This is a genomic window from Burkholderia sp. S171 (assembly GCF_009766085.1).
Classification (GTDB): domain Bacteria; phylum Pseudomonadota; class Gammaproteobacteria; order Burkholderiales; family Burkholderiaceae; genus Caballeronia.
Window position 1 is genome coordinate 60,127 of the sequence record NZ_LMUF01000016.1, and the last position, 13,890, is coordinate 74,016.

A 13,890-nucleotide genomic window follows, 5' to 3' on the forward strand; every position below is an offset into this window, starting at 1 on the left:
ATAAAAACCGGCTCGCTGATTAACTCAGCGAGCCGGTTTTTTATGCCTGAATGAACGATGGCGACGCACGAAAACAAATAACTCAGCGTTTCTCCGCTCCGGTGTATTTGCAATCGAAGCGCTTTCTCACTGTTCCGTTTTCGTCGACGCTCTCTAGATAGACGTCGAATTGCCACAGCCGCGCCATGTGTTTGAGCACCTCTTCGCTGTCATTGGTTAAATGACGGTTATCGGTCATGAAATGGCGCAGCGTCAGGCTGCGATCGCCACGAGTATTCACCGAATAAACCTGGATGTTCGGCTCACGATGATGCATGTCGTACTGCCGCGACAACGCCTGGCGAACATACCGGTATCCGCTTTCGTCGTGAATAGCAGACACTTCCAGCGAGTCGCGCATATCGTCGTCGAGAATGGAGAACAGGCGCATTTCTCGAATCAGATGCGGCGATAAATACTGCGCAATAAAGCTCTCGTCCTTGAAATTGCGCATGGCGTAATGCAGCGCTTCAAGCCAGTCGCTGCCGGCAAGCTCCGGAAACCATTCGCGATCCTCATCCGTCGGGTGTTCACAGATGCGGCGAATATCGCTCATCATGGAAAAACCCAACGCATACGGGTTGATGCCGCTGTAATACTGCTTCGTCACAGGCGGTTGATACACCACGTTACTGTGCGAGTGCAGGAACTCCATCATGAAACCGTCTTCCAGACGGCCTTCCGAATAAAGCGTATTGAGCAGCGTGTAGTGCCAGAACGTGGCCCACCCTTCGTTCATGACCTGCGTCTGCCGCTGCGGATAAAAATACTGACCGACCTTGCGGACAATGCGAATGACTTCGCGCTCCCACGGCTCAAGCAGCGGCGCATTTTTCTCTGCAAAATACAGCAGGTTTTCCTGGGGTTCCGGCGGATAACGGCTTTCAATCTCCTCCGCCGTGGTCGCTTTTTTATTCGGCAGCGTGCGCCAGAGTTCATTAACTTGCGACTGCAAATACGCTTCGCGTTCGCGCCGCGCGGCCACTTCCTTGGCCAGCGACAACTTCTGAGGCCGCTTATACCGGTCCACGCCATAGTTCATCAACGCGTGACACGAGTCGAGCAGTTCCTCCACCCGGTCAATGCCATGCCGTTCCTCGCATTCCGCGATGTAATTCTTCGCATAAACGAGGTAATCGACAATGGCGTGCGCGTCTGTCCACAGCCTGAACAGATAGTTGCCCTTGAAAAACGAGTTGTGTCCGTACGCCGCGTGCGCGATGACGAGCGCCTGCATCGTCATCGTGTTCTCTTCCATCAGGTACGCAATGCACGGATTCGAGTTAATGACGATCTCGTACGCCAAGCCCATTTGCCCGCGCCGATAACTCTTCTCGGTGGACAGGAAGTGCTTGCCGAACGACCAGTGCCGATAGTTCACCGGCATGCCGACCGACGCGTAGGCGTCCATCATCTGCTCGGCGCTGATGAGTTCGAGCTGGATCGGGTAGACGTCGAGCCCATAACGCTGTGCGACACGGGCAATCTCGGTGTCGTATTCCTCGATCAACTCGAAGGTCCAATCCGATGGACACGGCAACGGCCTTTTTTCCGCCACGTTCATGGTGTCTCCTTCCGACGCCGCGTTTTTGCGAGGCTTCCTGGCCTTTTGTAGCGCGCTGTCTTGTGCTTTCAGTTCTTCGCCAGGTTTGAGGTGATACCCACGTGCTTCATTATCCAAATGCCGAGTTGTCATGCAGCCGCCTGTTGTTTCTCAAACAATTCGCGAAAGACAGGATAAATATCTGCAGCTGATTCGACTTTCTTCATCGCGAGTTCAGGCGCGCTTTGCGCCAGATGAGCATATTCCACCCAGAGATTCTGCTCTTCAGGCGCTACTTGAATATACGCAAAATAGCGCACCTTCTGCAAAATGTCCTCGGCAAGCAGCTTCCGGCACTTGGGCGAATCGTCAGTCCAGTTGTCGCCGTCGGACGCTTGCGCGCCGTAGATATTCCACTCGCTGGGTGAATACCGCTCGTCCATGATCTTCTTCATCAATTCGAGCGCGCTGGACACGACCGTACCGCCGCTCTCGGTCGAGTGGAAGAAGGTTTCTTCGTCCACTTCTTCGGCGCGCGTGTGATGCCGGATGAAGACGACTTCGATCTTTTCGTAATTCCTGTTCAGGAACAGGTACAAAAGGATGAAGAAACGCTTCGACAGATCTTTGCGCTGCTCGTCCATGGAACCGGACACGTCCATCAGACAAAACATCACTGCCTTGCTTGATGGCGTGGGCTGCTTGGTCCGGTTGACGTACCGCAAGTCGAATGGGTCGATGAAAGGAATTCGCGTGATGCGCCCTTTCATGATCACGATATCGGCTTCCAGCCGCGCGATTTCCTCAGGGTCGCCTTTCTCGTCCAGGAGCACTTCCAACTGGCGCTCCAACTCGTGCAGCTGACGGGATAACGGCGACCCTAACGCGATCCGCCGCCCCAGCGCACTGCGCAGCGAGCGGACGACATCGATATTGTTCGGCGTTCCTTCAGCCGAAAACCCTGCCCGCACGTTTTTCCACGTGGGCACGGCGGCTAATTGAGTTTTGACCAGACGCGGAAGCTCGAGGTCGTCGAAGAAATACTGCATGAACTCTTCTCGCGACAACTCGAATACGAAGTCGTCCTGCCCTTCGCCCTCGTTACTCGCGGTCTTGCCACCCCCGCCCCCACCGCCATTCGGGCGCGCAATCTTGTCGCCACGAATGTATTCGGCGTTACCCGGATGCACGAGCTCGCGCTTTCCGCCAGGGCCATGCCGGAACGACGGTTCGGCGATGTCCTTCTTCGGAATCGTGATGCTTTGCGTGCTCTGGATGTCTTTGATGCTTCGATCCCGAACGGCGTCCGACACCGCGCGGCGAATATAGTTTTTGACACGACGCAAAAAGCGTTCGCGATTGGCAATGCTCTTGTTCTTGCCGGCTAACCTGCGGTCGATGATTTGATGCAGCACATCCAGTCTCCCGCGTAATTGGCGAGGAAGCGAAGCGCCCATGGCCTTGAACCGCGCGCTGCGGCGCCGGCCGTAAAGCACTCGCCAAGGTGCTCGCGGTTCGCCGGTTTGCGGCCGGCGTCACGCGAACGTATGACTATAAAACTAGCGACACAATACTGATTCAATCACGTTTTGCCTGGTTTCGCTGAGCACTCATTTCTCTCCCGATAAAAACACGACGAAAACATCTTCATCTAGATGACGCATCAGGACGACTTCCGTACCCGGAGATACCAGTCGCAGAGCAGCCGAACCTGCTTCGGCGTGTAGCCCTTCGCGACCATGCGGTTGACGAAGTCTTCATGCTTGCGCTGTTCTTCCGCCGATCCTTTGGCGTTGAACGAGATCACCGGCAGCAGCTCCTCCGTGTTCGAGAACATCTTCTTCTCGATCACCACGCGCAACTTCTCGTAGCTGATCCACGCCGGATTCTTGCCGCCATTCGCGGCCCGAGCCCGCAGCACGAAGTTCACGATCTCGTTGCGGAAGTCCTTCGGGTTGCTGATGCCAGCCGGTTTCTCGATCTTCTCGAGTTCCGCATTCAACGAAGCCCGGTCGAAACTTTCTCCCGTATCGTGATCGCGGAATTCCTGGTCCTGGATCCAGAAATCGGCGTACGTGACGTAACGGTCGAAGATGTTTTGCCCGTACTCCGAATACGATTCCAGGTACGCGGTCTGAATCTCCTTGCCAATGAACTCGGCATACCGCGACGCCAGGACGTCCTTGATGAACGACAGGTATTTCTGTTCGGTTTCCGGCGGGAATTGCTCGCGTTCGATCTGCTGTTCGAGCACGTACATCAGGTGCACCGGATTGGCCGCGACTTCAGCGGAATCGAAGTTGAATACCCGGGAAAGAATCTTGAACGCGAACCGGGTTGAAACGCCGTTCATGCCTTCATCGACACCCGCAAAATCGCGGTACTCCTGGAACGACTTTGCCTTCGGGTCCGTGTCCTTCAGGTTGTCGCCATCGTAGACCTGCATCTTCGAAAAGAGGCTGGAGTTTTCCGGCTCATGCAGACGCGTGAGCACGGCCATTTGCGCCATCATCTTCAACGTGCCCGGCGCGCAAACTGCGTTCGTCAACGAAGAATTACGCAGCAGCTTCTCGTAGATCTTCATCTCTTCGCTGTAGCGCAGGCAGTACGGCACCTTGACCACGAAGATACGATCGAGCAGTGCTTCGTTGTTCTTGTTATTGCGGAAAGTCTTCCATTCCGACTCGTTCGAGTGAGCCAGGACCACGCCGTCGAACGGGATTGCACCGAAGCCTTCCGTGCCCTTGAAGTTGCCTTCCTGGGTAGCGGTGAGCAGCGGGTGCAGCACCTTGATCGGAGCCTTGAACATTTCGACGAATTCAAGCAAGCCCTGGTTCGCGAGACACAAGCCGCCGGAATAGCTGTAGGCGTCAGCGTCGTCTTGCGAAAAAGTTTCGAGCTTGCGAATGTCGACCTTGCCGACGAGTGACGAGATGTCCTGATTGTTCTCATCGCCCGGTTCGGTCTTGGCGATACCGATCTGGCGCAGGATGGAGGGATAACGGCGAACGATGCGAAACTTGCGGATGTCGCCATTGAATTCGTGAAGGCGCTTCACTGCCCACGGGCTCAGGATGTTCTTGAGATAACGGCGCGGGATGCCGTATTGCTCTTCGAGTATAGGGCCGTCTTCGTCGTAATCGAACAGCCCAAGCGGCGACTCATTAACGGGCGAACCCTTGATTGAATAGAACGGAACACGCTCGGCGAGTTGCTTCAGACGTTCGGCAATAGATGACTTGCCACCGCCCACCGGCCCCAGCAAATACAGAATCTGTTTCTTCTCTTCAAGACCCTGAGCAGCATGTCTGAAGTACGACACCACTTGCTCGATCACTTCCTCCATTCCGTAGAACTCACGGAACGCCGGATACACCTTGATGACCTTGTTTGCAAACACACGCGATAAGCGCGGATCGGTACGAGTGTCGACGGACTCCGGTTCCCCGATGGCCGACAACATCCGTTCGCCCGCTGTTGCATACGTTGCAGGATCGTCTTTGCAGAGCGCGAGATACTCTTCGAGCGAGAATTCCTCCTCGCGGGTTTTTTCGAAGCGGGTCGCGAAACTGCTGTAGATATCCATGCTACCTCCTCGCCGAAGTCAGAAAGCAATGTGTGCGCGGCGCGCCTAATCAGAACAACATCGCTTCAGTTCATCCTAAACCTATTCGAATTTTTTTTCATGCAAATGCGTTGTTGATTTGCTTCGAAGTATTCCTAGCTTGGTGGAATATTTTCGTTCACCTACAATCATCATCCCGACTCGCGAAACGTTCTCCGCATTGGCTGCATAGCCTTGCTGTACAAGCCCCGGACCCATGCGACATGCTGGCAGCCTAACCCACTGACTGCTGCTGCCGACGGTTCAGCGTTGCCCGCATTTATGCATTGAGCGCTTATGCCGCGCTCATGCTGAGTTGTCCCAGTGTTGTCCCCCGCTCATCCACAAGTTATCCACCGGTTATCCCATATACGCTTCGTAGCGCCGGAACGATGCAACGTCCAGTGCGTTTTTTTGACATCGACTCTGCAATGCCATTCGATTGCAGGCGTCTCAAACGCAATGCGCCTCTCTTACTAAACGATGCGCACGCGCATCCGTTGACCGCTTATAGCTCGCTTATGCTCCGGATATACCCGCTCGGCAGACAGGGATTTAGACGCAAAAAAAGCACTCGAATGAGTGCTTTTTTGATGTAACAGGCGCGCATGAATATCTCCGCACGCCCCTGTCACGGTGCGTTGAAAGGCCGCAAAAATGTCATTCCAGCGTCAGTTCGATGTCACCAATCCGGTCCACCCGGCCGCTTATCACGCATGGCCCTTCGATCCGCCGTGCGCCCGTGTAGGAGCCGGTGGTGATGGTCCAGAACGGCTGGACGGTATGTCCGTGCGTGCTGCAATGGTTGACGAACCACACCAGCAGTTCCCGGGGATCGCCAGCCGGATTGCCGGTGCTCGGCGGCACGATCGACACGCCATCAACAGACAGTTCGAGCAGCGGAGAAAGGAAATCGAAGTTAGGGGCAATCACGTCATACGGCTCCATCTTGCCAACGACGAGTGCCCCGTTGTTCTGCGAATCGGCAAGTTGTGCCAGTGTCGCGAGGTTTGGCCATTGCGCGAAGCGGCTATCGACCACCTCAAGCGCGACGGCCATGCTGCCCAGCGCCGCAAGCACTTCGCTGCGGCTGTAAGGTTCTTCACGGGGCGGTAACGCGTACGAAAAACGAAACGCGATCTCGAGTTCAATCAGCGCACGAAAAAACGAGGCGTGCGCAATGCGCGCCGGCGAAGTGTGGACGAGTTCCGCGTCAATGGGCGCCGTGTTCGCCAGTGCGCCGGGGGCACGCGCGCCGACTTTCCACGCGCCAATTCGCGCGCCGGAAAGGGTCAGAACTTCGTGCTGGATGGCGTAAGCCGCTTCGGCGTCGGCGGGGATATCGACTGACTCGAGGTCTTCTATCTGAGTGCGCTGGCGGCGGGCCTGAACGAGCTGTGCGGCAAGGGTGGATCCGGTCATGGCAAGCGTCCTGTGGTGGTGATCGAAACGCGTTCTAATCCCTTGAAGGATGAACGAAGTGCGCTCAGTGTACGGGGAAGTCCGCCTGCATCGCGAGTTCGGGTAGGGACAATAGGGGTTCCGCGATGGCGATTGCTTGACGAGTGCGCCGCTGGGCGCGGTGGGTTCTTGTGTGTTGACGGAAGGTTGTATCCGGGCCCGATGCGCACGCGCTGATCGGGCCCTAGTCGCAGGTTTGCCTTGCTAGGTGCGCTCTGGACGCCAGGAGCGCCTATAAGACGCGCCAACCCAACCGCGCGAGGGAGGGGCTGTGAGAGCGTGAGTTAATCGGGTTAAAGCAAACCGCTCGCGATCAATAAAAACGCGCTCCGCAAACCAGGTTCGCGGAGCGCGTTTGACTCAATAAACTCACTCAACTGATCAGAAAGTTTGCCAGTCACCGGCGGCAGCCGCCGCAGCCGCCACCGGCCGTACCGCGACGGGCGCTTTAGCCAGCGTCGTTGCCGGCGCTGCGCGCCGCGGCTTCGCTGGAACGGTCAGCCGCGACTTTGCTGCCGCGGATGACCCAGGCCGCGCCGCAGCGTGGCTGAACGCTGCTTCGACCGCGCTGTCGTCCTCAAGTTGAAATACCGCCACAGCCTGCCGCAACTTCGCTGCCTGATCCTCCAGCGATTGCGCCGCCGCCGCTGCCTCCTCGACCAGCGCCGCGTTCTGCTGCGTCACTTCGTCCATCTGCGTAACCGCGCGCGCCACTTGTTCAATGCCGCTGCTCTGCTCCTGCGACGCCGCCGCGATCTCGCCCATGATGTCGGTGACACGTTGCACCGCGCCGATAATCTCGTTCATCGTGCGGCCGGCTTCGTCGACCAGCGATGTCCCCGATTGCACGCGCTTGACTGAGGTATCGATAAGACCCTTGATCTCCTTAGCCGCTGCCGACGAACGTTGAGCGAGGTTGCGCACCTCGCCTGCCACGACGGCAAAACCGCGCCCTTCTTCCCCGGCCCGCGCAGCTTCCACGGCCGCGTTCAGCGCCAGGATATTGGTCTGGAACGCAATCCCTTCGATGATCGTAATAATGTCCGCGATCTTCGCCGAACTCTGATTGATATCGCCCATGGTGTCGACCACCTGGGCCACCACGCGGCTGCCCTTGTTCGCGATCTCCGACGCGTTGGCGGCAAGCGAACTGGCCTGCCGGGCGTTATCGGCGTTCTGCTTTACCGTGCCGGTCAGTTCGTCCATGCTCGACGCGGTTTCCTGCAGCGCCGACGCCTGTTCTTCCGTCCGCGACGACAAGTCGATATTGCCCGCCGCGATCTGCTTGGTCGCCGTGGCGATGGATTCGCTGCCCGAGCGTACGCTGCGAACCGTTCCGACGAGACTGGCCTGCATCCGTGCAAGACCTTGCATCAGCAGGCCCATTTCGTCGCGCGAGGTGGCGACCACCTTGCCGCGCAGATCACCGGCTGCGATGGCTTCGAAATGTTCGAGCGCGGCATCCAGCGGCCGGCCAATCGCGCGGCGTAACGCAACCCACGAAAACGCGGCGGCGGCCAGTCCGGCCAGGATGGCAATCAGGCTCAACGTGCGAAATGTCGCCGCGGCCGATTGGGCTGCGTCGTAGCCGTGCCTCGCGCCGTCGAACTGGAATGTGCGCAGCGCGTCGTTGGCTGTCGAAAGCTCGCCGTATGCGACCTGCATCGCTTTGGCTGTCTCTACGATCCGCGCCTGGTCATTCGCCCTGACCGCGTCATAGCCGCTGTCGATCACCTTTTGCAGCGCGAGGCGCTTGGCGTTGGACGCATCGGCGAGTTGCCTTTCGGTCGCGTCCTGCGGCAGCTCGGTGTATTTTTTCCAGTAATCGTTGGCACGGCTGCGCATCATGCCGCCGCGCTCGATAGTCGCCGCTACTTCCGGCGTCCCGGCAAGAAACGCCGCCCGATCGAATATGAGCCGTTCGCGGGCCGTATAAAGCTCCGCGTTGCTAACGGCGTTCGCGCTCGGCATCTGGTTCTCGAACGTGTCGCGATAGGACCGGTTCGCCTGGGTCATCCCGTAAAGCCCCAATCCGCCGATTGCTACCAGAAGTAGCCCCAGAAATGCCATCGTCAGACCGAGACGCGCCTTGATCGTTAAACTCATATTCATGATTTTCCCCGGAGCTGCTTATAAAAATGTCGGCACGGCGCGGTCTGGAATCGCGATTCGGAATCGCAATTCGGAACAAGGCCAGATTCGCCTGCTTGGACATCTTTTACGGCGTGCGAACGACGCACTTGAGGAAATTCATGAAATGTTATTTCGTCTAATGATTTACCCTGAGAACTTTAGGTGCGCGTTATTCAGCAAAGGATCGCATTAATGCGTTTGTTGTAAACGATTCATGATGAATCGCATCATCGGATTTATGGCCGAGAGCGGAATCGGTTGAGGTATTGATTCGGGAGAAAGAGGAAAAAAGGAGAAACACGAAGAGGTCAGGATGCTGCCGGACGTGATGGTTTCTTGCTCTTTTCTATGAGTGGACGCTCAGCCAAAGCGCCACCAATCGGGGTTTTGCCGACGCCAGGCAAAACCCCGAATGCGACCGTGCTCTGCCTGCTTCAGGCCTTCTCGGTTTTACCCTGGCCCAACGCCACGGAATTCGCCGCCACATCTTTCCGATAAGTCAGCGGCAACACTTCCGGCACAACTGCCGTCGACTCACGCAGGATCATGCGCGGCGTGACGACGCGCCGTCGCGTGGTCGCCGGCACCTTGCCCGCGATCCGGTCGATCAGCGTCTGCGCCGCGAGCTCGCCGAGTTCGCGCACCGATTGCCCCACCGTCGACAACGCCGGATAGGTGTATCGGCTCAATTCGATATCGTCGAAACCGATGATTGAACAGTCGCGCGGCACGTTTATACCCCGCTCCGCCGCCGCCCGCAATGCACCGACGCCCATCATGTCGTTGCACGCAAAAATACCGGTAGGCCTGAGGGTATCGAAGAGCTGGGAAGCCGCTTCGTAACCGCCGGTCGCTGAAAACGCGCTCTGCTGAATGGCGTTCGGTTCGATCTCGATGCCGCGCTCCGCCATTGCACGGATAAATCCGTGGACGCGCATCGCGCTGACCGCCGTGGCAATGGGACCGGTGATACAGCCAACCCGCGAGTGGCCGAGTTGCAGCAAGTGGCGCGTAGCCAGATAGCCGCCCTTCTCGTGGTCGATCTGCACCAGATCCGCCGATACGCCTTCAATATTCCGGTCCAGGATCACCAGCGGTTCACGCGAACCGGCCAGGCTTTGCGCCAGCACCGCATCTTCTCCCGCTGACGCAATCACCAGCCCGTCGATGCGTTTTTCCTGCAGGACACGCAAGTAGCTGCGCTGCTTGGCGGGGTCGTCATCCGAATTGCAGAAGAACATGCAATAGCCGTTCTTCGCGCACCCGTCTTCCACCCCTCGCGCCAGTTCCGCGAAGTACGGGTTGGTCGCGTTCGGCACCAGCAAGCCGATGGTGAGCGTATTACGCGCCTTGAGAGAACGCGCCACCGCCGAGGGCACGTAATCGAGTTGCACGATCGCGCGCTCCACCTTCAGCCGCACCTCAGCCGACACGGGCCGCGAGTTGTTCACGACATGAGACACCGTAGTGAACGATACGCCCGCAATGGCTGCTACATCTTTGATCGTCGCCATACTTGGTCCTTCTCTCTGACTTGTTCTTGCTTCTTGCTCTTCTTAATTGGCCCCCGCAACGCGCATCCCACTGCGCTGCCCTCTAGCCTTGCGTTTCCGGTTGCCTGCTTGGTCTAACGTAGTACGCCTGCCTGTGGGCGGCCATTGCGAATGACGACCGCCCGCCGGCGTTTCCCCGCGCCGGCTTTCATGCTTCACGGGCGCCACAGCTTTTTGCCGCTTTTGCACCCGCGCATTACCTGATTCAACTGCTTTGGCTGCCGTGTTTCAACTGCTTCAAAAATTTTCGGTGTGCCGGTTCAGCGCTTCACTGCCGATCCGCCGCGCCTGGCTCAGACTGCTGAGCCTCCTGAGGCGGCGCCTTGGCGTCCGGCACGATGGGTTCCTGGAGGATTTCGTCGCGTTTCGCGTAACCGGCGAAAGCAGCTGCCAACAGCGCGTCCTGCGACCATGTGTCCCGTTCGAAAACCCCCGTCATCCGTCCCGCCGACATCACCCCGATCCGGTCGCAAATCAGCATCAGTTCGCGCAGATCGCTGGACACCACCACCAGCGCCCGCCCTTCCAGCGCCAGCGCGCCCATCAGCGCATAAATATCAAACTTCGCGCCGACATCGATGCCGCGCGTGGGTTCATCGAACAGAAGCACGGTTGAGTCGCGTGCGAGCCAGCGGCCGATCACCACCTTTTGCTGGTTGCCGCCCGACAACTCCGACACCGGTTGCGACGGACCTGCGGCGCGGATATGCATCGCGTCGATCTGTTTTTGCGCCAGCGCCGCTTCACGCTGTCCATCGACAAAACCCCTGCTCGATACCGCGCCGATATTGCCGAGCGAAATATTCGCGGCAATCGGCTGCGGCAGCAGCAAACCCTCGTCCTTGCGATCCTCGGTGATCAGCGCAATGCCGTTCTTCACCGCGTCCGCAGGCGACGTGATCTTCACCGGCATCAGCGCAGCACCTTCGTGCGCGACCGACACCACGCCGCTATCGGCCCGATCCGCGCCGTAGATCAGCCGCATCAGTTCCGTGCGGCCCGCGCCGATTAACCCGCTGATGCCGAAAATCTCGCCCGCTTTCACCTCGAACGACACGTCGCGGACGACCTGGCCGCGGCTCATGCCGGCCACTTTCAGCGCGACGTCGCGAATTTTTCGCTCGCCCAGATCGATCCGCTCGCCTATGTCACGCCCCACCATGAGCGTGACGAGGCGGTCGCTAGTGAGGTTCTGCATGGCGTCGATGTGAACCAGCTTGCCATCGCGCAGCACGGCTGCGCGCCCGGCGATCCGCTTGAGTTCTTCCAGCCGGTGCGAGATATACACCAGCGCCACGCCCCGCGCTTTCAAGCGCTCGACCTGCTCGAACAGCAGGTCCACTTCGCGCGCCGTCAGCATGGCGGTGGGTTCGTCGAGAATCAGCACGCGGCAATCGCCAATCAGGTTCCGCGCGATTTCCACCATCTGCTGATGCCCGATCCCCAGTTCGCCCACGAGCGTATCGGGGTCGATTGCGTCAAGCCCGACCTGCTGCATCGCGTGGCGCGCGTCCTCGCGCAGCGCCGCCCGGTCGATCCAGCCAAATTTGAATCCCTTGCGCTGCGGCAAGCGGTTCAGGAACAAGTTTTCCGCCACCGACAACGTAGGCAACAGGTTCAATTCCTGCATCACCATGCGCACGCCCAGCGCTTCTGCCTCCTTGCGGCTAGCCGGTGTGTAAGGCGCTCCACCCAAGGTCATGGTGCCAGTCGTCGGATCAACCAGGCCGCCAATGATCTTGGACAGCGTGCTTTTCCCGGCGCCGTTTTCCCCGGTCAATGCAAGGACTTCGCCGGCATGCAGATCCAGCGTGACATCGGATAAAACCGGTTCCACGTAGGTCTTGCCTATACCGCTCACCGTCAGAACGGGCGCGGTTTCCACTCTGTCGTCCATCCTCTTCTCCGGCGACAAGCCGCTGCGTTCTCTAAATCCTCTAAACGCGCGCCCTTCTCGCTGCGCCCGGCCACAAACCGGGCTTCGCAGACCCTGTGAACCTCAATAAAGCGATGCTTCGATTCCACCAAGGGTCCGATCGCAATCGTTTGCAGACGGGTCTGTTCGCAAAACCTCAACTAGCCAAATCGGCCCAATTTGGTCCGATTTTCGTCCAACTACCCTGCCTACTAAGTTCAGATACACGATTCCCGGCTCCGCTTGGCTACTCATCGAAAAACGAGTTGATCATCCCATTCTCTCGTTTATCGGCAGCGGCGCCCGTTTCTTAAGATTTAAGCAGACAAATCGATACCCTATGCCTGTAATACCTATTTTTTGGTAATCAGGACCACTGGTGTTTCCACTATGCCCGACAATTCCGACTGTTTCTTATGCTCGGAAATCGCCTTCAAAGCCGTGTCGATACCAAATACCGCCTGTTTTGCGGCGTATTGATCGGCAGTTGCAAGAATCCGCCCGTCGGCGAGCATCGGCTTGATGGCGTTGATGTTGTCATAACCCACCACCTGAACCTTGCCCGCTTTGCCGGCCGCCCGCACGGCAGCCACTGCGCCAAGCGCCATGTTGTCGTTGCCGCACAGCAGCGCCTTGATGTCCGGGTTCGCGTTCAGGATCTGCGATGCCACGGCATTACCCTTGTCGATTTCCCAATCTCCGGATTGCAGTGCAACGACCTTCATGCCGCCCGTTTGCATCGCTTCCTTGAAGCCGGCCGTGCGTTGCTGCGCGTTGGTCGTGGTCGACACGCCTTCGATAATGCCGACTTCATCACCTGCCTTGAGTCGCTTCGCCAGATACTCCCCGACCAGCCTTGCGCCCTTCGCGTTGTCCGGGCCGACGAACGGCACGTTCAGGTCCTTCGACTTGAGCACGTCCGGGTCCAGCCGGTTGTCGATATTCACCACAATAATCCCTGCATCCACGGCCTTCTTGATGACCGGAACGAGCGCTTTCGAGTCAGCCGGAGCGATCACGAGCGCGTCGACCTTTGAGACGATCATCTGCTCGACAATGCGAATCTGGTTCGCGGTATCGGTTTCGTCCTTGATACCGTTGGTGATCAGGTCAAACTGACTGGCGTTATGCTTCTGATAATCCTTGGCGCCGGTTTCCATCGTCAGGAAAAACTCGTTCGCCAGCGATTTCATCACGAGGGCGACCTTCGGCTTATGCGCGGCTTGTGCAGCTGCACCCGTGGAATACAGCGACAACGGCAACGCGGCGCACGCGCCCAATGACAGCGCGACCGACAAGAAACGGCGGCGCAGCGCAGGTTTGACAGGTTTGTGATGTGAATTCATGCGGCAAATCTCCTGGTTTCGTTTTGAGTTGTTAGATGTTCAGTTATTGGATGAAACAGGATGGGTGTCGGGATGTCGGCGTGTCGGGTTTCAGCTGCCGGCAGCGTGTATTCCGGGCGTATCGGTTGCATCGCGCCCCCGGCCGAGGGATTCGGCAGTCGTGCCGGGCATCGAGATATACGACCGCTTCAAATAGACAGATTCATCATCGCGCGAGATCCCATGCGGGTGTGCATGGGTTTGCTTTTCGTCCACGTGAATGCGCGCCTTGCGCGGCCCAATTAGCATGGACGTTG

At 58.1% G+C, this 13,890-nt stretch carries 9 protein-coding genes; all 9 read right to left on the reverse strand.

What is annotated here, in order from left to right:
• Positions 1-82: 82 nt before the first annotated feature.
• Positions 83-1,735, reverse strand: coding sequence for a SpoVR family protein (locus GSQ93_RS10085; protein ID WP_158935513.1), 1,653 nt, complete (start codon positions 1,733-1,735; stop codon positions 83-85).
• Entirely contained in the window at positions 1,732-2,997 is a 1,266-nt protein-coding gene (locus GSQ93_RS10090; RefSeq protein ID WP_158935514.1) for a YeaH/YhbH family protein, read from the reverse strand. Before GSQ93_RS10090 ends, GSQ93_RS10085 begins: the two co-directional genes overlap by 4 nt.
• A 248-nt stretch (positions 2,998-3,245) precedes the next feature.
• On the reverse strand, positions 3,246-5,168 hold the full coding sequence (locus GSQ93_RS10095) for a PrkA family serine protein kinase (RefSeq protein WP_158935515.1): 1,923 nt from the start codon (positions 5,166-5,168) through the stop codon (positions 3,246-3,248).
• A 678-nt stretch (positions 5,169-5,846) separates the two neighbouring features.
• Entirely contained in the window at positions 5,847-6,608 is a 762-nt protein-coding gene (locus GSQ93_RS10100) for a 2-keto-4-pentenoate hydratase (protein ID WP_158935516.1), read from the reverse strand.
• Positions 6,609-7,028: 420 nt separating this feature from the next.
• The gene (locus GSQ93_RS10105; RefSeq protein ID WP_158935517.1) at positions 7,029-8,759 is read right to left on the reverse strand and encodes a methyl-accepting chemotaxis protein; all 1,731 of its coding nucleotides are present in this window, start codon (positions 8,757-8,759) and stop codon (positions 7,029-7,031) included.
• A gap of 455 nt (positions 8,760-9,214) precedes the next feature.
• Positions 9,215-10,294, reverse strand: a complete 1,080-nt coding sequence (locus tag GSQ93_RS10110) for a LacI family DNA-binding transcriptional regulator (RefSeq protein ID WP_158935518.1) — start codon at positions 10,292-10,294, stop codon at positions 9,215-9,217.
• A gap of 307 nt (positions 10,295-10,601) precedes the next feature.
• Positions 10,602-12,230, reverse strand: a complete 1,629-nt coding sequence (locus GSQ93_RS10115) for a sugar ABC transporter ATP-binding protein (protein WP_158935519.1) — start codon at positions 12,228-12,230, stop codon at positions 10,602-10,604.
• A 371-nt stretch (positions 12,231-12,601) separates the two neighbouring features.
• Entirely contained in the window at positions 12,602-13,594 is a 993-nt protein-coding gene (locus GSQ93_RS10120; RefSeq protein WP_158935520.1) for a sugar ABC transporter substrate-binding protein, read from the reverse strand.
• 90 nt (positions 13,595-13,684) lie between these two features.
• On the reverse strand, positions 13,685-13,882 hold the full coding sequence (locus tag GSQ93_RS10125) for a hypothetical protein (RefSeq protein WP_158935521.1): 198 nt from the start codon (positions 13,880-13,882) through the stop codon (positions 13,685-13,687).
• Between the last annotated feature and the right edge of the window lie 8 nt (positions 13,883-13,890).